Annotated in this window: 15 protein-coding genes; 10 read left to right on the top strand and 5 right to left on the bottom strand. The window is 61.1% G+C overall.

What is annotated here, in order from left to right; translation table 11 throughout:
* Positions 1-13: 13 nt before the first annotated feature.
* Together H7847_RS19230 and H7847_RS19225 are read right to left on the bottom strand one after the other, a co-directional pair.
* Positions 14-820 (bottom strand): alpha/beta hydrolase family esterase, encoded by an 807-nt coding sequence (locus H7847_RS19230; RefSeq protein WP_227271103.1) that lies wholly within the window; start codon positions 818-820, stop codon positions 14-16.
* 119 nt (positions 821-939) lie between these two features.
* Complete coding sequence (locus H7847_RS19225) at positions 940-2,598, bottom strand: NAD+ synthase (RefSeq protein ID WP_227271102.1); 1,659 nt, start codon at positions 2,596-2,598, stop codon at positions 940-942.
* Between the two features lie 182 nt (positions 2,599-2,780).
* On the opposite strand from H7847_RS19225, the gene H7847_RS19220 reads away from it, so the two are divergent.
* Both H7847_RS19220 and H7847_RS19215 read left to right on the top strand, forming a co-directional pair.
* A complete protein-coding gene (locus tag H7847_RS19220; RefSeq protein ID WP_227271101.1) occupies positions 2,781-4,169 on the top strand; it encodes an MORN repeat-containing protein in 1,389 nt (462 codons plus the stop codon).
* Positions 4,170-4,346: 177 nt separating this feature from the next.
* Positions 4,347-4,970 (top strand): LysE family translocator, encoded by a 624-nt coding sequence (locus tag H7847_RS19215; protein WP_227271100.1) that lies wholly within the window; start codon positions 4,347-4,349, stop codon positions 4,968-4,970.
* Between the two features lie 103 nt (positions 4,971-5,073).
* Here H7847_RS19215 and H7847_RS19210 read toward each other — a convergent pair whose 3' ends face one another.
* Together H7847_RS19210 and H7847_RS19205 are read right to left on the bottom strand one after the other, a co-directional pair.
* On the bottom strand, positions 5,074-6,603 hold the full coding sequence (locus H7847_RS19210; protein ID WP_319799785.1) for a cryptochrome/photolyase family protein: 1,530 nt from the start codon (positions 6,601-6,603) through the stop codon (positions 5,074-5,076).
* Complete coding sequence (locus H7847_RS19205; protein WP_227271098.1) at positions 6,597-7,262, bottom strand: SDR family NAD(P)-dependent oxidoreductase; 666 nt, start codon at positions 7,260-7,262, stop codon at positions 6,597-6,599. The genes H7847_RS19210 and H7847_RS19205 overlap by 7 nt, the downstream gene beginning before the upstream one ends.
* Positions 7,263-7,518: 256 nt before the next feature.
* Between H7847_RS19205 and H7847_RS19200 the strand changes: the two genes are divergently transcribed.
* The 8 genes from H7847_RS19200 (at position 7,519) to H7847_RS19165 (ending at position 16,845) form a co-directional block, all read left to right on the top strand.
* Entirely contained in the window at positions 7,519-9,087 is a 1,569-nt protein-coding gene (locus H7847_RS19200) for a 2-isopropylmalate synthase (protein ID WP_227271097.1), read from the top strand.
* A gap of 139 nt (positions 9,088-9,226) precedes the next feature.
* Positions 9,227-10,063, top strand: a complete 837-nt coding sequence (locus H7847_RS19195) for an amino acid ABC transporter substrate-binding protein (protein WP_227271096.1) — start codon at positions 9,227-9,229, stop codon at positions 10,061-10,063.
* A gap of 186 nt (positions 10,064-10,249) precedes the next feature.
* A complete protein-coding gene (locus H7847_RS19190; protein ID WP_227271095.1) occupies positions 10,250-11,296 on the top strand; it encodes a rod shape-determining protein in 1,047 nt (348 codons plus the stop codon).
* A gap of 75 nt (positions 11,297-11,371) precedes the next feature.
* Positions 11,372-12,256, top strand: a complete 885-nt coding sequence (gene mreC, locus H7847_RS19185) for a rod shape-determining protein MreC (RefSeq protein ID WP_227271094.1) — start codon at positions 11,372-11,374, stop codon at positions 12,254-12,256.
* Positions 12,253-12,792 carry a rod shape-determining protein MreD gene (locus H7847_RS19180; protein ID WP_227271093.1) on the top strand — a complete coding sequence of 180 codons (540 nt, stop codon included), beginning with the start codon at positions 12,253-12,255 and terminating at the stop codon, positions 12,790-12,792. Before mreC ends, H7847_RS19180 begins: the two co-directional genes overlap by 4 nt.
* Before the next feature lie 31 nt (positions 12,793-12,823).
* A complete protein-coding gene (mrdA, locus tag H7847_RS19175) occupies positions 12,824-14,767 on the top strand; it encodes a penicillin-binding protein 2 (RefSeq protein ID WP_227271092.1) in 1,944 nt (647 codons plus the stop codon).
* Complete coding sequence (gene rodA, locus H7847_RS19170) at positions 14,764-15,903, top strand: rod shape-determining protein RodA (RefSeq protein ID WP_227271091.1); 1,140 nt, start codon at positions 14,764-14,766, stop codon at positions 15,901-15,903. The genes mrdA and rodA overlap by 4 nt, the downstream gene beginning before the upstream one ends.
* Positions 15,904-15,912: 9 nt before the next feature.
* Entirely contained in the window at positions 15,913-16,845 is a 933-nt protein-coding gene (locus H7847_RS19165; RefSeq protein WP_227271090.1) for a 2-hydroxyacid dehydrogenase, read from the top strand.
* Positions 16,846-16,848: 3 nt separating this feature from the next.
* Here the strand turns inward: H7847_RS19165 and H7847_RS19160 are convergent, their stop codons facing one another.
* Positions 16,849-18,864 (bottom strand): M3 family metallopeptidase, encoded by a 2,016-nt coding sequence (locus H7847_RS19160; protein WP_227271089.1) that lies wholly within the window; start codon positions 18,862-18,864, stop codon positions 16,849-16,851.
* Positions 18,865-18,899 lie beyond the last annotated feature (35 nt).

The raw sequence follows: 18,899 nt of genomic DNA, 5'->3' as shown, positions 1-18,899 counted from the left end.
CGGTAAGGGTGGCCTAAAGCCGGCCCGCCTTGACCAGCTGGTCCCAGGCATGGCGCACGTGTTCGGTTCGAAACGAATGCCCGCCCTGAAACAGGCAAAACGACAGCAGATCGCCGCGTTCATTGCGGCGGTCCTTGCAGGCCAGACCATCGTATTGCGCCCGCTCCGGTGCACCGAACCCGCCAGAGCGCGCATACATATCGAGAGCCTGGGGCACCTTGCCCTGTTTCGTGGGCCCGATGGCGCGCCCCAGTAACGGCACGGTCTTGTCCGCGTCACCATGGATGTGGATCAGGCTTGCAACGGGCTGCGCGCAGTCGACCGGTGGCTCAAGCCAGAACGTCCCGGCAATCGGCGCAAAGCCCGCAAACTGCTGTGGGCGCGCGCAGGCAAGGTTCCAGACCATCATCCCCCCGGCGCTGAACCCGGTGACCATGACCTTGCTCGCGTCTATCGGAAACCGTGAGGCGACATCCGTCATGACGGCTTCGAAATAAGCGAACTCGGCCGATCCGTCACTGTCCATCGTGCGGGGACCATTCGGCAGATCCCAGCCGGGCCCGTCGGATTTGACCGCAATCAGCGCCGCCCCCAGTTCAGAGGCCAAGCGGCGCAAAGACATGTTGCGCATCACCCCGCGGGCAGAGCCGCGAAACCCATGTGCAAAGACAATCGCAGGCACCTTTGATGCGCCGTCATGCTCCTGCGGCATTGCGATCCGGTAGTGGCGCTCTGCGACCATGCAATCGCTGTTCGGCCCGCAGGCAAAGGCTGCCGGTGCTGCCATGACAAAACTGAGGAGGAGGATTAAACGGCGCATCTGTGGTCTCCGGTAGTGTGTTGGGGGTCAACATAGACCTGCAAGAGCGGTTGGACACATCACATCCGCGTTCGCGGCAAATCTCTCAACGGCATTGGGCGTCTCCTGTCCCCGCGAGATCAGGAGGGATCGCGCCAACGGTTCACGATCGGATAGCGACGATCCAGCCAGAACGCGCCCTTCGTCAACCGGGCCCCCGGGGCGGATTGAAAGCGTTTGTATTCACTGACGTAGATCAGATGTTCGATATGTTTTGCGGTCTCGCGCGCAATCCCGGCGGCGACACAATCCTCGATGGAGCCATCCCGATCCACGAGAATCTCCAGAATGGTATCCAGCTCGGGATAATCCGGCAGGCTGTCGCTGTCCTGTTGATCTGCCCGCAGTTCGGCGGAGGGCGGTTTGTCAATCACGCGCGGCGGAATCACCGCGCCTTGCGGTCCCTTCATCCAGTCGCGGTGGTTCTGATTGCGCCAGCGGCAGGTCTCGAACACGCGGGTCTTGTAGAGATCCTTGATCGGATTGTAGCCGCCTGCCATATCGCCGTAGATCGTGGCATAGCCCACGGCCACTTCGGACTTGTTGCCGGTGGTCAGCAGCATCTCCCCGAACTTGTTGCTGAGCGCCATCAGCAACAAACCGCGCAGCCGCGACTGAATGTTCTCTTCCGTCAGATCCGGCTGCAACCCGTCGAAGAGCGGCGCCAGCACCTCGGTCACAGCCGCCCGAGGCCCGGAAATCGGCACATAATCATAGCGGCACCCCAACGCCTTGGCCACCGCCTCCGCATCTTCCAGGGACGCCTGCGACGTGTACTCGGAGGGCAACATCACACAGCGCACGTTGTCCGCCCCAAGCGCGTCCACCGCAATCGCCGCCACCAGCGCGGAATCCACGCCTCCCGACAGGCCCAGCAGGACCTTGCCAAATCCGGTTTTGCGGCAATAGTCGCGCAGCGAGGTCACCATCACCCGGTAATCCTGCTCCCAAACGTCGGGGTGCGCGGCCTTCTCGCCCAGCACCACACGCCAGCCTGCGTCAGTGCGCGCGAGGTCCACATGGGTCACGATCTCATCAAAGGCCGGCAGCTGCACCGCCAGCTCGCCACCGGGGTTCAGCGCGAAACTCGCCCCATCAAAAACCTGATCGTCCTGGCCTCCCACCATATTCAGATAGATCAGCGGCAGCCCAGTCTCGACCACCCGCGCCACGGTGTGATTGAGCCGAACCTCGAATTTGCCACGATTATACGGTGACCCGTTGGGCACCAGCAGGAACTCCGCCCCGGTCTCAGCCAGGGTCTCGGCGACGTCCTCATGCCAGGCATCCTCGCAAATCGGGCTGCCAACGCGGCTGTTGCCCACCGAATAAGGCCCGCCCAAAGGCCCGGCGTCGAAAATCCGCACCTCGTCGAACACTGTCTCATTGGGCAAATGGTGCTTAAGCACCTGCGAGGCGATGCGCCCGCCCTTCAGGATCAAATAGGCGTTGTAAAGCTTGGCGCCCTCGACCCAGGGCGCACCAATGGCCAGCGCGGGCCCCTCGGCACAGGCCTGCGCCAACGCATCAACGTGCCGCGCCACGTCCAACTGAAACGCATGGCGCATCCATAAATCCTGCGCGTTGTACCCGGTGATGAACATCTCGGGCAACGCCACCAGATCCGCCCCCGCATCACGCCCGGCCTCCCAGGCTTTACGGGCAAGCCCGGCATTTCCCGCCAAGTCGCCGACCGTCGGGTTCAACTGACCCAGAGTAATTCGAAACCGATCCGCCATGCCTAAGGCCCTCTTGCCTGCCCGTTGCCTGAAAGCGCACCATGTAGCAGATCAGGCGGGTGATGAAAGCCCATCGCCGCCCATTGCGTCAAAAGAGCGTTGCCCCAGGCCCCGCCATTGCCTAGATTATCGCCAAGCCGCCGTGAGACGCGGCCCGAGCATAAAACACCAAAAGGGTTGTCATGAAACTTCGTCGCCTGAGCTTTTGCCTTGCCCTGCTGCCGCTGCCTGTAATGGCCCAGGAAGGTCAGGTGCTGACCAAACAATATGACGACGGTGGCGTCTATGAGGGCACCTTCCGCGGCGGTGTGCAGCATGGGACGGGCACCTACAAGCTGCCCAACGGCTATGAATACACCGGCCAGTGGGTCGATGGCGAGATCAAGGGCGAAGGCGTGGCGCGGTTTCCAAATGGGTCGGTCTACGAGGGGATATTCGCCAAGGGAAAGCCCGACGGGTTCGGGCGCATCACCTTTGCAGACGGCGGCACCTATGAAGGCGAATGGCAGGCCGGGGCCATCATGGGAAAGGGCATCGCCCTTTACGCCAATGGCGTGCGCTATGAGGGCGATTTTCGCAACGCCAAGCACCACGGCAAGGGCACCATGCAGAGCCCCGGCGGGTACGAATATCAGGGCGACTGGGTGGACGGCATCAAGCAGGGGATGGGCACCATCACCTACCCGGACAGCGCCGTCTACGAAGGCCAGATTGCCAATGGCAAGCGCGAGGGCGAAGGCACGCTGACCATGCCCGACGGGCTGATCTACGTCGGGTTCTGGCGGGACGGGCAGATCGACGGCACCGGCAAGCTGACCCAGGCCAATGGCGATGTGTACGAAGGACAGCTGGTGTCAGGCCGACGCGAAGGCCTTGGCAAGGTCACCTATGCCAATGGCGACACCTATGAGGGCCAGTTTGCCAACGACCTGCGGGACGGACAGGGCACCTTTACCGCTCAGGACGGCTATATCTACGTCGGCTCCTGGGTCGCGGGCGAGATTGAAGGGCAGGGCCGTGTTACCTACCCGGACGGATCGATCTATGTCGGGCAGTTCTCAAAGGGTCTGGCAGACGGCCAAGGGCTCATCACATATCCCGACGGCTCCACCTACGAAGGGGAATGGAAAGCCGGTGTGATCGATGGCATGGGCAAAGCGGTCTACACCAATGGCGTGATCTACGAAGGCAGTTTCAAGGACGCGCGCAACAATGGCAAAGGCGTGATGACCTATGCCGATGGCTACCGCTACGAAGGCGATTGGCTGGATGGTCAGCGCCATGGTCAGGGCGTTGCGACCTACCCCGATGGGACCGTCTACACCGGTGCCTTTGATGCGGGCCAGCGTCATGGCCAGGGCAAGATTGTGATGCCCTCTGGCTTCATCTACGAAGGCGCGTGGATGCAGGGCGAAATCGAAGGTATGGGCATGGCCACCTATGACAACGGCGACATCTACGAGGGCATGTTTCGCGCGGGCAAGCGCCAAGGCACGGGCACCATGCGCTATGCCACGGGCGAAGAAGCCGAAGGCACTTGGGAAAACGGCGCGCTGACCGAAGGTGGCTGACCACACAGAAGACTTAAACTCGCGCACCGTTAGACGCTTTACAGTCTCGCAGTCTCGCAGTCTCGCTGAAAACCTATCGTAAATTACGACGTCCGCGAGCTCGGCTCCAAAAGCATCGCAAGACCCTTTGAACCGCGGCACAGTCTCCACGTCAGAATTGGGAAGAGGAAACGCCTCATGGATACAGTTCTATTTCTTGGGTTTTTGACGACGACACTTCTTTTCGTTGCGGCCCCAGGACCCTCAGTTGCCTTCGCCACGGCGCAGGCCTTGAAACATGGTGCCCGCGCCGCCGTGGTTACCGTTGCCGGGGACGCTCTGGGCACCGTTGTTCACATCGCCGTTGCCGTCAGTAGCCTGACCGCACTCATGGCGCTCTCTGCCCATGTCTTGCCGTTTCTCCAGATCGCAGGCGGTGTTTTCATCCTCTACATGGCTTACCGAGCCTTCTTTGATGCGCCCGGAAACTCCGGGGACGCTTTGAAAATCTCTGGCAAGGCGACGTTCTGGGCCGGGTTTTTCGCCTGCGTCGCCAATCCAAAGGCCATCGTTTTCTTTGTCGCCCTGTTTCCGGCATTCATCTCACCAGACCACAATGTTCTGCTGCAAAGCGTTGTCTACGGCGCGGTCTTCCTGATCCTGGATGCCGCCTCCATTCTCGGCTACGCCCTGCTGACCATGCACACGGTAAGGCGGGCGACATCACGCTGGCTGAGTGCGAATATCCTCAGCGGTCTTGGGCTTTTCGGCGTTGGCGCAGCCATGGTCGTCAAGGGATACCGCGCCCTGCCCCATAACTAACGGCTCTGGCGCGCAATGCCGCCCTGCGGGAGGGTGGGCGGGGCGTTGGCGCAGCCGAGCGCCGTCTCACCCGCTGCAGAACCACGTGTTTCAAATCAAGCGATCAGACAGCTTCGCCCGCCTCAAGCCGGGTCAGAAATTCCTCCGCCTCTGAAAGGACCGTTTGGCGCTTGGCCTCATCCATCCGGTCCCAGGTGCGGTACATGTTGCCCATCCGCGGGTTGCCCTCGAACCGGTCACGGTGCCGGTCGAGAAAATGCCAATAGAGCAGATTGAAGGGGCAGGCCCCCTCCCCGGTCTTCTGCGCCACCTTATATGCACAGGATTTGCAATAATCCGACATCCGATTGATGTAGGCCCCACTGCTCACATAGGGTTTCGATGCGATGATCCCCCCATCTGCAAACTGGCTCATGCCCACGGTATTGGGGGCTTCGACCCACTCAAAGGCGTCTGCGTAGACCGCCAGATACCACTCATGCACCTGATGCGGGTCAATACCCGCCAAAAGCCCGAAATTCCCCGTCACCATGAGACGTTGGATATGGTGGGCGTAGGCCTCCTCTTTGGTCTGGGCCACCGCCTTGGAGAGGCAGTTCATCCGGGTCTCCGCCCCCCAGTAGAGCGCAGGCAAAGCCCGGCTGTGCCCCAACCCGTTGCGGCTCGAATAGTCGGGACCTTCCAGAAAATAGATCCCGCGCACGTATTCCCGCCAGCCGATGATTTGGCGGATGAAACCTTCCACCGCATTGATCGGTGCGCGACCCTCCTTATAGGCGTCCTCAACCGCTTCGCAGACTTCCAACGGGGTCAACAGCCCGATGTTGAGCGAGGTGGAGACCAACGCATGATAGAGAAAGCGGTTTTCATTCAACATCGCGTCCTGATAATCACCAAATCGCGCCAGCCCGTGGGTGACGAAATGCGCCAACTGCTCCAACGCCTGCGCGCGTGTGGTGGCGAACCAGAACGGGCGCAGATCTCCGAAATGCGCCTCAAAGCGCGCCTCTACCAGATCAAGCACCTCCGCGACGGTCTCATCCGGGTCAAACCTTAAGGGGCCCTCAAACGTCACCTCATCCGGGGCGGGTTTGCGGTTGTCATGGTCAAAATTCCATTTCCCCTCAACAGGTTGATCGCCCTCCATCAACAGACCGGTCTTGCGGCGCATATCGCGATAGAAATACTCCATGCGCAATTGCTTGCGACCCTCCGCCCAGGTCTCGAACGCTTGGTGTGAGGCGATGAACCGGTCATCCTGCAGGATCGTGACCTTCAACGGGGCCTCTTTCAGCGCCGAGATCAGCCGCCACTCGCCGGGCTCCGTGGCCAGAACCTCCGCAGCGCCGGTCTGCTCTGCCCGTCGCAACAACTCCCCCACGATGGAGCCCGCGTTTTCCGGATCGTCCAGCTGACCGTAGGCGACCTGCCAGCCCTCTTGCTCAAGAAACGTCGCGAACTGGCGCATGGCGGCAAAAATCAACGCGATTTTTTTGGGGTGATGTTTGACGTATGACGCCTCATCTGCGACCTCGGCCATCACGACCGTATCGCGCGCCTTGTCGGCCTGCTGCAACGCGCTGAGGCCCGCTGAAAGCTGATCGCCCAGCACCAGAACAAGACGGCTCACCACGGCACCTGCTTTCCGGCCCAATCGAAAAACTGCCCCGTGTCCCGGGCGGTCAGACCGTCCATCACCTGCAGCAGATTGTCTGCGGCCTCCGCCGCGGGGACCGAGGGGTGCCGCCCGAGGTATTTCTCGGTGAACGGCGTCTGCACCGTGCCGGGATGCAAGGCGACGCAGGCGGTCTGCGGATGGGAACGTGCCAGTTCGATGGCCGCCGTGCGCACCACCTGATTGACGCCGGCCTTGGCGCTGCGGTAGCTGATCCACCCGCCGATGGCGTTGTCGCCGATCGAACCGACCCGCGCTGAGAGTACCGCAAAGACCGCAGCCCGGTCTTTCGGCAGCAGCCGAGCCGCGTGGCTCAGCGCCAGGGCAGGCCCCACCGTGTTCAGCGCAAACTGGTCCAGCATCGCAGACGCGCTCAGACCCTTTATGGTCTTCTCCGGGACGGCTCCGGCGATTTCCAGCGCGCCGGTAGCCACCAGTACCAGATCGAACGGCCCGCCTGTCGCCGCCAGATGCTGCGCCACGGAGGCCTCATCGGTGATGTCAAAGCCGTCACCCGACCGCGACAGCCCGGTGACCTGATCGCCCCGTGCGCGACAAGCGGCCACCATCGCCGCTCCGATGCCGCCCGATGCCCCAAGTATCAAAATCTGTTTCATCAGCAGCGACCTAGGCGGCAGACGACCGGGATCAAGCCGGAACAGGCAAGCGCCAAGAAACCCTCTTTCCATTTTGCCGGGCTGCGGTATAACTCACCACATGGCTCAAGCTGACCATATCGCCCAGCGTAACACGACCTTGCGCGCCCCGGCTGCCCTGCTGCTGCTAACACGCCTCTGAGCGTGCCTTTCGGCGCGCCCGCTCAGAGGACTGTGTCGCGCGCCAAGACCATCAGCAGAAAACGAGAGACCTACCATGACAAAGACTTCTGAACAGGATCACGTGTTGATCTTTGATACCACCTTGCGCGATGGCGAGCAGAGCCCGGGCGCGACCATGACCCACGCCGAAAAGCTTGAGATCGCAGGGCTGCTGGATGAGATGGGCGTCGACATTATCGAGGCGGGGTTTCCGATCGCGTCGGATGGCGACTTTGCCGCCGTGAGCGAGATCGCAAAGAACGCACAGCACGCGGTGATCTGCGGGCTGGCGCGCGCCCAGATCGGCGACATCGACCGCTGCTGGGAGGCGATAAAACACGCCAAACGCCCGCGCGTCCATACGTTTATCGGCACGTCGCCTTTGCACCGCGCGATCCCCAATCTCGATATGGATCAGATGGCCGAGCGGATCGAGCAGACGGTCACCCACGCGCGCAACCTCTGCGACAACGTGCAGTGGTCGCCCATGGACGCCACCCGCACCGAAGAAGACTACCTCTGCCGCGTGGTGGAGATTGCGATCAAATGCGGGGCCACCACCATCAATATCCCCGACACGGTTGGGTATACCGCCCCTCGCGAATCAGCCGCCCTGATTGCGATGCTGCTGGCGCGGGTCCCCGGCGCGGACGGGATCACCTTCGCCACCCACTGTCACAACGATCTCGGCATGGCGACGGCCAACAGCCTTGCCGCGGTTGAGGCAGGCGCACGTCAGATCGAATGCACCATCAACGGTCTGGGCGAGCGGGCGGGTAACACCGCCCTCGAAGAGGTCGTCATGGCCATGAAGGTGCGCAACGACATCATGCCCTACCACACCGGCATCGACGCCACCAAGATCATGAACATCTCGCGGCGTGTGGCGGCTGTCTCGGGCTTTCCGGTGCAGTTCAACAAGGCCATCGTGGGCAAGAACGCCTTTGCGCACGAGTCGGGCATCCATCAGGATGGCATGCTCAAGAACGCTGAGACCTTTGAGATCATGCGCCCCGAGGACGTCGGCCTGACCGAGACTAACATCGTCATGGGCAAACACTCGGGCCGCGCGGCGTTGCGCTCCAAGCTTGAAAATCTCGGTTTTGAGCTGGGCGACAACCAGCTTAGGGATGTTTTTGTGCGGTTCAAGGAACTGGCCGACCGCAAGAAGGAAATCTATGACGACGACCTGATTGCCCTGATGCGCACGGCGACGGACCCCAAGAATGACCGGCTCAAGCTGAAATCCCTGCGCGTGGTCTGCGGCACCGATGGACCACAGCAGGCCGATCTGGTGATGGAGATCGACGGGGCAGAGCACAGCACGACGCAGACCGGAGACGGCCCGGTGGATGCGTCTTTCAACGCGATCAAGGCGCTGGTCAATCATAATGCCCGTCTGCAGCTTTATCAGGTCCATGCGGTGACCGAAGGCACCGACGCGCAAGCCACTGTCTCTGTGCGGATGGAGGAAGACGGGCGCATCGTCACCGGCCAGTCTGCCGATACCGATACGGTCGTAGCCTCTGTTCTGGCCTATATTCACGCCCTGAACCGCTTGTTGGTACGGCGCGAGAAAACCGGCTCAGACCGGCGCGAGATCAGCTACAAAGACGTGAGCTAAGCTGAGCACTGCCGATCCATAATGCGCGGTAGGCCACGACTTGCCGCCGTGAAGATCCCGCAGTGAAACGCGCGGCATCTTCTGGTTTTGATGGTAGGGTGAATATACCCACAGCGGATCATAAGGACGGGACCCTGACATGCGCCTTCTACCGATAATTCTCGCGACAGCCTTGCTGCTTCCGGCAGCCCTTGGGGCACAGACCCTTGAGCGAATCAAAGAGAGCGGGGAGATCAAGATCGGTTTTCGTACCGATGCGCCCCCGCTGTCTTATGAGAGCGACGGACGCCCGCAAGGCTACACGCCCACGGTCTGTTTTGCGCTTGCGCCGCTGATCGGCGAAGCGCTTGACCTGCCGGACCTGGAGGTGGTCTTTATTCCGGTCACGACAGAAGACCGCTTTGACAAGGTGGCCAGCGGAGAGATCGACCTGCTCTGCGGCGCTGCGACGATCACCCTGGAGCGGCGTGAAATCGTTGATTTCTCAACCCCGGTCTATGTCGATGGCACGACTGTTGCGCTGAAAAAAGATGCCCCCGAAACGCTCGAAGAACTGGCGGGCGAAAAAATTGGCGTCAGACGCGCCACCACCACATTCGACGCGCTGCAAAACACCCTCGCGGTCGAAAACATCGACGTGGAAATCGTCGCGTTTGACGACCATTCGGCAGGGGTTGCAGCACTTGAAAACGATGAAATAAAAGCATATTTCGCCGACCAGTCGATCCTCGTGAACCTTGTGCGGCAAAAGGAAAACGCGGAAGAATTCAAGGTCTTTGACCAGATCCTGACGGTTGAAAAACAAGGCCTTGCCCTGGCCCGAGGCGACACGGAATTCCGATTGGCGGTAGATCGTGGACTGTCGGAATTGTTCCAGAACGGGTCGATACAAAAGGCTTTCGAGAAGACGCTGCCCGGCGCTGAACCGGGCTTTGCGTTAAGCGCGATGTTTCTACTGTCCCCGACAAATCCGTGACGCTTGACAGCGCGCTTTGGGCCAGGTCTTCAAAACTGGCCCAGACATTTTTGACACGCAGGGCAAGATGAAAAGCAGAACATCGTTAACGCCCCTTTCACCATATCGCGCCTAAGCATATAACATCGGGCAACCGCCCCGTTACAGGGCGCGGACAAGTGGAATTCGGGCAAGGTTTTTAGCGTCATGGCTCTATTCGATAGCTTACGTGGTCTTTTCTCGTCGGATATGGCGATTGACCTCGGCACTGCAAACACGCTGGTCTACGTGAAAGGCCGGGGGGTGATCCTTTCGGAGCCTTCGGTTGTGGCCTACCACGTCAAGGACGGGGTCAAGAAAGTGCTGGCCGTTGGCGAGGACGCGAAACTGATGCTGGGGCGCACGCCGGGCAGCATCGAGGCGATCCGGCCCATGCGCGAAGGGGTTATCGCCGATTTCGACACCGCTGAAGAGATGATCAAACACTTCATCCGCAAGGTGCACAAACGGTCGACCTTTTCCAAGCCAAAGATCATCGTCTGCGTGCCACATGGGGCGACACCTGTGGAAAAGCGGGCGATCCGCCAATCGGTACTGAGTGCCGGCGCGCGCCGCGCGGGGCTGATTGCCGAACCCATCGCCGCGGCCATCGGTGCAGGCATGCCGATCACAGATCCCACCGGCAATATGGTTGTCGACATCGGCGGCGGCACGACAGAAGTGGCCGTTCTGTCGCTCGGCGATATCGTTTATGCCCGCTCGGTGCGGGTGGGTGGCGACCGCATGGATGAGGCGATCATCAGCTACCTGCGGCGTCAGCAGAACCTGCTGGTGGGCGAAACCACGGCGGAACGGATCAAGACCTCCATCGGGACAGCCCGGATGCCCGACGACGGGCGCGGTACCTCGATGCAAATCCGCGGGCGCGACCTGCTCAACGGCGTGCCAAAAGAGATCGAGGTCACACAGGCCCAGATTGCCGAAGCCCTGGCGGAGCCGGTCCAGCAGATTTGCGAGGCGGTGATGACCGCGCTTGAGACGACACCACCTGATCTGGCCGCCGACATCGTTGACCGCGGCGTCATGCTGACGGGGGGTGGCGCGCTGCTGGGAGATCTTGACCTTGCGTTGCGCGAACAAACCGGGCTGGCGGTTTCAATTGCGGACGAATCGTTGAATTGCGTAGCTTTGGGCACCGGCAAGGCACTAGAATATGAGAAACAGCTACGCCACGCGATTGATTACGACAGTTGAGCACGTCAAGCTAACCATATCTCCACGAAAAGGCAGGCGTGCCCTGCCTGAACCGGGGCAGGAGCCCGACGCCTGATGGCAAAGGACAGATCAAACGCAAGTGATTTCACCGGCCCTTTGCGCCGGTTGCTTCTAAGTGTTCTGATCCTGTGTCTGCTGGGCGTTTTCCTGATCTGGCGCATCGACAGCCCGCGTGTGGAACGGTTTCGTGCACAGATCACTGACACATTTGTGCCGAACCTGACCTGGGCCATGGCCCCGATCACCGGCACCATGAACCTTCTGCGCGATTTTGAAAGCTATCAGCGGCTTGCACAGCAAAACCGCGAACTCCGTTCAGAGCTGAGACGCATGCAGGCCTGGAAAGAGGCTGCCCTTCAGCTGGAGCAGGAAAACGCGCGGCTGCTCGACCTTAACAACGTGCGGCTTGACCCGCGGCTGACCTACATCACCGGCGTGGTCCTGGCAGACAGCGGCTCGCCCTTCCGGCAGTCCGTCTTGCTCAACGTCGGGGCACGTGACGGTCTGCAGGACGGGTGGGCCACGATGGACGGTATCGGCCTTGTTGGGCGCATCTCGGGTGTTGCAGACAATACGGCGCGGGTGATCCTGCTGACCGATGCGTCAAGCCGCATCCCCGCGATTGTGCAGCCGTCAGGTCAACGCGTCATTGTCTCGGGCGATAACTCGGCAACCCCCGTAATTGATTTTCTGGAAGACAGCGAGCTTGTGCGCCCCGGGCATCGCGTCATCAGTTCCGGTGATGGGGGCGTCTTTCCCGCAGGTCTGCTGATCGGGCAGGTGGCGGCAGACCCCTCCGGCAAGCTGCGCGTGATCCTTGCGGCGGATTATCAGCGGCTGGAGTTTCTGCGCGTCTTGCGGCACCACGGGACCACGCCGGTTTCTGACACCGCACAGATCATCGGACCCCAGCTGCCGCAGCCGGAGGCAACGCAATGAGCGAGCAGACGCTGGCACGAATCTGGGGCATGCGTCTGACCTTTGCGTTGGTGGTCTGTACAATTCTGTTTTTCAACCTGTTGCCGCTTGAGACCTCGCCGCGGCTTTGGGTTGGCCCTGACCTGTTGCTCGCATTTGCCTGCGCATGGTCGCTGCGTCGGCCAGAGTATGTGCCAAGCCTTGCCCTCGCCGGCCTGTTTCTGCTTGCAGATTTGCTGCTCTTTCGCCCACCGGGCCTTTGGGCCGTGCTGGCGCTGCTGGCATGTGAGCACCTCAAGGGCCGGGCGCGCAGCCTGCGCGATAGCAGCTTCGCCAACGAGTGGCTGACCGTCTGCATCGTGATAACCCTCACGGCCCTGGCCTACCGCACTGTCTTGATGGTGACCTTCGTGGACTTGCCCCCGCTTGGCCTCTCTGCCTTTGAACTTGTGATGACCATGCTATTCTACCCGATGGTTGTGGCAGTGACGCACGGGCTGTTGGGGGTTCGCAAGGCGGCACCGGGGGATATTGAAGCTGGCGGAGGAACCGCATGACAGCGTGCCGAGAACCGCAGGAGGATCACCGTTGAGACGGACGCGTGCAGAAACCGATTTCAGCCACAGCCTCATCTCGCGTCGCGCAGCGCTTTTGGGAACGGCGCAGCTGCTTTTTGTTGGCGGGTTGGCGGCACGCATGCGCTTTTTGCAGGTCGAACAAGCCGATCAGTTCCGGCTTTTGGCCGAAGAGAACCGCATCAACATTCGGCTGATTCCTCCGTCACGCGGCGAGGTCTTTGACCGCAACGGCGTGCGGCTGGCGCAGAACGCACCTTCCTACAGGATCGTCATCGTGCGCGAAGATGCAGGCGATGTGGACGCCACGCTGGGACGCCTGTCGCAGATCATCGAGCTTGAGCCAGGCACGATCGACCGCGTCAAGCAGGAGATGCGTCGCTCGGCCCCCTTTTTGCCGGTCACCGTTGCCTCGGACGTAACCTGGGATGAGATCAGCCGTGTGTCGGTCAACGCGCCCGCCCTGCCCGGCATCACACCCGAAGTAGGGCTCAGCCGGGTTTACCCGCAGGGTTCTGATTTTGCACATGTTCTGGGCTATGTCGGCCCGGTATCGGATTATGATCTGTCCAAGATCGAAGACCCGGAGCCAGTTTTGAGGATCCCCCGTTTTCAGATTGGCAAGGTGGGCGTCGAAACCAAACTGGAACCGATGCTGCGTGGCAAGGCCGGGGCCAAGCGGGTCGAGGTTAATGCCACCGGGCGCGTGATGCGCGAGCTTGACCGGCAGGAGGGAACGCCGGGGGCAGACGTGCAACTGACAACAGATGCCGCCCTTCAGGGCTACGTGCAGGCGCGTCTGACAGGTGAAAGCGCCAGCGCGGTTGTCATGGATTGCGACACCGGTGATCTGCTTGCCTGCGCCTCTGCGCCCACGTTTGATCCGAACCTCTTTGTGCGAGGCATCTCGCAAAAGGAATATGGCGCGCTGACCAGCAACAAATACCGCCCGCTGGCCAGCAAAACCGTGCAGGGTCTCTACCCCCCCGGCTCCACCTTCAAGATGATAACGGCCATGGCCGCACTGGAGGCCGGGCTGATCGGGCCCGATGAAACCGCCTATTGCCCCGGCCATCTCACCGTCTCGGGGCGCCGCTTTCACTGCTGGAAACGCGCGGGTCACGGATGGGTTGATCTGCAGACCTCGCTCAAGCGGTCCTGCGACGTTTACTACTACGACCTCGCGGTCAAGGTCGGGATCGAAAAGATCTCCGCCATGGCGCAACGCTTCGGGCTTGGGATCCGTCACGATGTGCCAATGTCAGCGGTCGCCGAAGGGCTTACGCCCACGATGGACTGGAAACAGACTTATCATGGTCAGCCCTGGCGGGTCGGCGATACCGTTAACTCCTCAATCGGACAGGGCTTTTTGCTGGCCTCTCCGCTGCAACTGGCGGTGATGACCGCGCGTCTCGCCACCGGTCGCGACGTGTCGCCCCGGCTGGTCAAATCCATCGATGGGGTGGAGCAGCCTTTGCGAGGCGGCGAAAGCCTCGGCATGAATGAAAACAATCTGCGCAAGATGCGCCGCGCCATGTATGCCGTGGTCAATGACAGACGCGGCACCGCTTACGGGTCACGCATCATCGAAGACAGCATGCGCATGGCCGGCAAGACCGGCACCAGCCAGGTCCGCAACATCACCGCGGCTGAGCGGCGCGCAGGTGTGATCCGCAATGAGGATCTGCCCTGGGAACGGCGCGACCACGCGCTTTTTGTGAATTTCGCGCCTTATGAGACACCGAAATACGCTGTTGCCGTGATTGTCGAACATGGCGGCGGGGGCTCAAAAGCGGCCGCCCCCATCGCACGCGATATCACATTGCAAGCGCTTTATGGCGGCGAACCCCCGTTGGAGGCTTATCCCGCGAAAGACCGGGAACGTATCGAGACCCTCCAAGAGCAGCTGCGCGCCATGCAGCCCCGCGCGGCGATCACCGGGCGCGATCAGGCATGAGCTATCTTGAGCACAACGTAAAATCCACCCCCACGGGGCTGCGCAAGGTGCTCCATCTGAACTGGCCGGTCGCGATCTTGCTGGCCACCGTCGCCGGAGCGGGTTTTTTGATGCTCTATTCGGTGGCAGGCGGGTCCATGACCCCTTGGGCCGAACCCCAGATGAAGCGCTTTGCGGTGGGCTTCATGCTCATGCTTTTTGTCGCAATGGTGCCGATCTGGTTCTGGCGCAGCTTGTCAGGTCTTGCCTATCTGGCAACACTGATCCTGCTGGTCGCGGTGGAGTTCTTTGGCACCGTGGGCATGGGGGCACAGCGATGGATAGATCTGGGCTTCATGCGGTTGCAACCTTCCGAGCTGATGAAGATCACCCTCGTGATGCTGCTCGCCGCTTATTACGACTGGTTGCCCGCGAAAAAAACCTCCGGGCTGATCTGGGTCATCATTCCGGTGATCATCATTCTCATTCCCGTGTTGCTGGTCCTGCGGCAACCTGATCTGGGCACCTCCATCCTGCTGCTGGCAGCGGGGGGCGGTTTGATGTTTCTGGCCGGTGTCCACTGGGCTTATTTTGCAGCGGTCGTGGCCAGCGGAATCGGTCTGGTGACGACGGTGTTCCAGTCTCGCGGCACACCATGGCAGCTCATCAAGGACTACCAGTTCCGCCGCATCGACACGTTCCTGGACCCCAGCACCGACCCGCTGGGCGCGGGCTACCACATCACGCAATCCAAGATCGCGCTGGGGTCGGGCGGCTGGACCGGACGCGGCTTTATGGAAGGCACCCAGAGCCGGCTGAATTTCTTGCCTGAAAAGCACACCGATTTCATCTTTACCACGCTGGCTGAAGAGTTCGGATTTGTCGGCGCGATCTCGCTGCTGAGCCTTTACACGCTCATCATCGTTTTTTGCGTCTGGTCCGCCCTGCTGAACAAAGACCGTTTTTCCTCCTTGCTCATCCTGGGCATCGCGCTGAACTTCTTTCTGTTCTTTGCCGTTAACATGTCCATGGTGATGGGGCTGGCCCCGGTGGTTGGCGTGCCGCTGCCGCTGGTCAGTTTTGGCGGCTCTGCCATGTTGGTGCTGATGCTGGCCTTTGGCTTGATGCAAAGCGCCCATGTCCATCGCCCAAGATAGGTTTACCCCATGTCACTGACTGTCCTTTTCGCGGCCCGCAACGATGACTGGCATACCTATCATGAGGCCCTGGAGCAAGCCTTTGCCGCGGCAGAGCTTGACGCAGACCTCGTGACAACCGCCGATCCGGAGGAGGTGGACTACATCGTCTATTCGCCTTCCTCATCCCTGCAGGATTTTACCCCTTATACCAAGTTGAAGGCCGTCCTGAGCCTTTGGGCAGGCGTCGAAAGGATCGTGAGCAATCCAACCTTGACCATGCCATTGGTGCGGATGGTGGACCCCGGCATGACGCAATCCATGGTCGAATGGGTCACGGGGCATGTGATGCGCTATCATCTGGGAATGGACGATCATATCGTGAACCCCGGTCATGCGTGGCGCCCGAAGGCGGCCCCGCTGGCACGGCAGCGCAGCGTTTGCATCCTGGGACTGGGCGCTCTGGGCCGGTCCGCCGCCCTCACGCTGAAGGCCCTGAATTTCAATGTCACCGGCTGGAGCCGGAGCCCCAAGGAGATAAAAGACATAGAAACCTTTCACGGCCCAGAGGGCCTGACAGGGGCGCTGCGCCACGCGGAAATTGTGGTTTTGCTCATGCCTGACACGCCACAGACCGAAAACACGCTGAACAAGGAAACCCTGGCCCTGCTGCCAAAAGGCGCGCGTATTCTCAACCCAGGACGCGGGCCGCTGATCGACGATTATGCCTTGCTTGATGCCCTCGACAGCGGACAGATCGCCCATGCGACCTTGGATGTCTTTCGCGTGGAGCCCCTCCCCCCGGACCACCCCTATTGGGCCCATCCCAAGGTCACCGTGACACCTCATATTGCGGCCGCAACCCAGGCCGCCACCGCCTCTGTCGAGATTGCAAATAACATCCGTCGCGGAGAAGCCGGCGAGGCGCTGCTTAATCTGGTGGACCGGTCGCAGGGCTACTAGCCCCTACTCCGCCGCCAGACCGCGCCCTTTCAGCAAAGCCTCCACCCCCGGCAACCGCCCCCGGAACGCGGTGTAGAGCTCTGCCGCATCCGCGCTTCCACCGGTCGACAGGATATGCTTTTCAAGCGCTGCGGCGCGTTCAGCGTCAAAGGGATCACCTGCCTCCTCAAAGGCCTCGAAAGCGTCCGCATCCATCACCTCCGACCACATGTAGCTGTAATACCCGCTGGAATAGCCGTCCCCTGCAAACACATGCGCGAAATGCGGGGTCGCATGCCGCATCGCAATGGCGGGAGGCATCCCGATGGCCTCCAGCACCTCGCGTTGTTTCTGCATCGGATCAGCCGGGGCCGGACCATCATGGAACGCCAGATCAACCAGCGCAGAGGCCACGTATTCGACGGTCTGAAACCCCATGTCAAAGGTTGCGGCATCCAGCACCTTTTGCAGCATATCCTGCGGGATCGGGGCGCCGGTTTCGGCATGCACTGCAAATTCCGCCAGCACGTCGGGCACCTCCAGCCAGTGTTCATAAAGCTGGCTCGGCAGCTCAACGAAATCGCGCGCCACAGACGTGCCGGAAACACTTTCATAGGTCACGTCAGACAGCATCTGGTGCAACGCATGGCCGAATTCATGAAAGAGCGTCCGGGCATCATCATAAGACAAAAGCGCCGGGTCCCCCTTGGCAAAGTTGCACACGTTTATGACCACAGGGCTCTGCGTTTTCGGAAACTTTGCCTGCGCCCGCATCGCAGAACACCATGCGCCTGAGCGTTTTGAGCCGCGGGCAAAGTAATCCCCGATAAAGACCGCGATATGCTTGCCGTCCCGGGTGACTTCCCACGCCCGGCAATCGGGGTGATAGAGCGGCACCTCCAGGGGCGTGAAAGCCAGACCGAAAAGCCGCTCGGCGCAGGCGAAACTCGCCTCGATCATGCGGTCCAGCTGGAAGTAGGGCTTCAGCGCCGCCTCATCCAGATCATGTTCGACCGCGCGCCGCTTTTCGGCATAGTAGCGCCAGTCCCATGGCTCCAGATCTCCGTTCACCCCGTCCGCGTGCATCATCTCAGTCAGACGCGCCGCATCCGCGTCAGCCTGCGCGCGCGCAGGGGCCCAGACCGACATCAGCAGATCGCGCACGGCCTCCGGCGTCTTGGCCATTTCCGTTTCCAGTTTGAAGGCGGCAAAACTCCCATAGCCCAGAAGCTGTGCGCGTTCTTGGCGCAGGGACAGGATCTCGGCGGCAATCGCCCGGTTGTCGGTCTTACCGCCGTTGGCGCCCCGCGCGGCCCAGGCCACAAAGGCCTTCCGGCGCAGGTCACGCCGGGGCGAAAACTGCAAAAACGGCACGATCAAAGATCGTGACAGGGTCACGACCGGCCCTTTGGCCTGCTTTTCCTCCCCCGCCGCACGCGCCGTATCGACGACGAATTCAGGCAGCCCTTTCAGGTCCTCTTCGGTCAGGGGCATGAACCAGTCCCGCTCATCCGCCAACAGGTTCTGCGTGAATTCCGTACCCAGGACCGCAAGACGCGCCTTGATCTCTTTCATGCGCACTTCTGCCGCCCCCTCCAGCGCGGCCCCGGCGCGCACAAATCCACGGTGCGTCAACATTAAAACCCGCGCCTGCTCGGCACTCAGATCAAGCCTGTCACGCTCCGCCCACAAAGCCGCCACCCGCGCAAAGAGCGCCTTGTTGCTGGAGATCTCAGAGAAGTGAGCCGCCAGCTTGGGTGAAAACTGCCGTTGCAGGTCTTCGCGAACCGGATTGCTGTCCGCGCCGGCCACGTTAAAGAAGACGCCGAGCACCTTGTCGAGGGCCGCTCCTGCCGCTTCGAGCGCCTCGATGGTGTTGCCAAAGCTTGCCGGCTCCTTTGCCCCGGCAATGGCTGTGATCTCCGCCATGTGCTCTTGCAGAGCCTGGTCCAGAGCCGGCGCAAAATCATCGTCCGAAATCGTATCGAAGGGGGCAATTTCGAAGGGGGTGGCCCAGTCTTGCAAAAGCGGATTGGTCATGACGAAACTCCTTTGTTCAACAAAGCTAGGTCGGG

Origin of the sequence: Roseobacter weihaiensis (assembly GCF_020622345.1) — a bacterium.
In the GTDB taxonomy this organism is placed as follows: domain Bacteria; phylum Pseudomonadota; class Alphaproteobacteria; order Rhodobacterales; family Rhodobacteraceae; genus Roseobacter; species Roseobacter weihaiensis.
The sequence above is the reverse complement of the archived record's forward strand: the minus strand, read 5'-3'. Positions and strand labels throughout refer to the sequence as shown.

Excerpts from the sequence above, each read along its gene's own strand:
- H7847_RS19230 (WP_227271103.1), bottom strand. The coding sequence starts at position 820 with ATGCGCCGTTTAATCCTCCTCCTCAGTTTTGTCATGGCAGCACCGGCA.
- H7847_RS19225 (WP_227271102.1), bottom strand. The coding sequence starts at position 2,598 with ATGGCGGATCGGTTTCGAATTACTCTGGGTCAGTTGAACCCGACGGTC.
- H7847_RS19220 (WP_227271101.1), top strand. The coding sequence starts at position 2,781 with ATGAAACTTCGTCGCCTGAGCTTTTGCCTTGCCCTGCTGCCGCTGCCT.
- H7847_RS19215 (WP_227271100.1), top strand. The coding sequence starts at position 4,347 with ATGGATACAGTTCTATTTCTTGGGTTTTTGACGACGACACTTCTTTTC.
- H7847_RS19205 (WP_227271098.1), bottom strand. The coding sequence starts at position 7,262 with ATGAAACAGATTTTGATACTTGGGGCATCGGGCGGCATCGGAGCGGCG.
- H7847_RS19200 (WP_227271097.1), top strand. The coding sequence starts at position 7,519 with ATGACAAAGACTTCTGAACAGGATCACGTGTTGATCTTTGATACCACC.
- H7847_RS19195 (WP_227271096.1), top strand. The coding sequence starts at position 9,227 with ATGCGCCTTCTACCGATAATTCTCGCGACAGCCTTGCTGCTTCCGGCA.
- H7847_RS19190 (WP_227271095.1), top strand. The coding sequence starts at position 10,250 with ATGGCTCTATTCGATAGCTTACGTGGTCTTTTCTCGTCGGATATGGCG.
- mreC (WP_227271094.1), top strand. The coding sequence starts at position 11,372 with ATGGCAAAGGACAGATCAAACGCAAGTGATTTCACCGGCCCTTTGCGC.
- H7847_RS19180 (WP_227271093.1), top strand. The coding sequence starts at position 12,253 with ATGAGCGAGCAGACGCTGGCACGAATCTGGGGCATGCGTCTGACCTTT.
- rodA (WP_227271091.1), top strand. The coding sequence starts at position 14,764 with ATGAGCTATCTTGAGCACAACGTAAAATCCACCCCCACGGGGCTGCGC.
- H7847_RS19165 (WP_227271090.1), top strand. The coding sequence starts at position 15,913 with ATGTCACTGACTGTCCTTTTCGCGGCCCGCAACGATGACTGGCATACC.
- H7847_RS19160 (WP_227271089.1), bottom strand. The coding sequence starts at position 18,864 with ATGACCAATCCGCTTTTGCAAGACTGGGCCACCCCCTTCGAAATTGCC.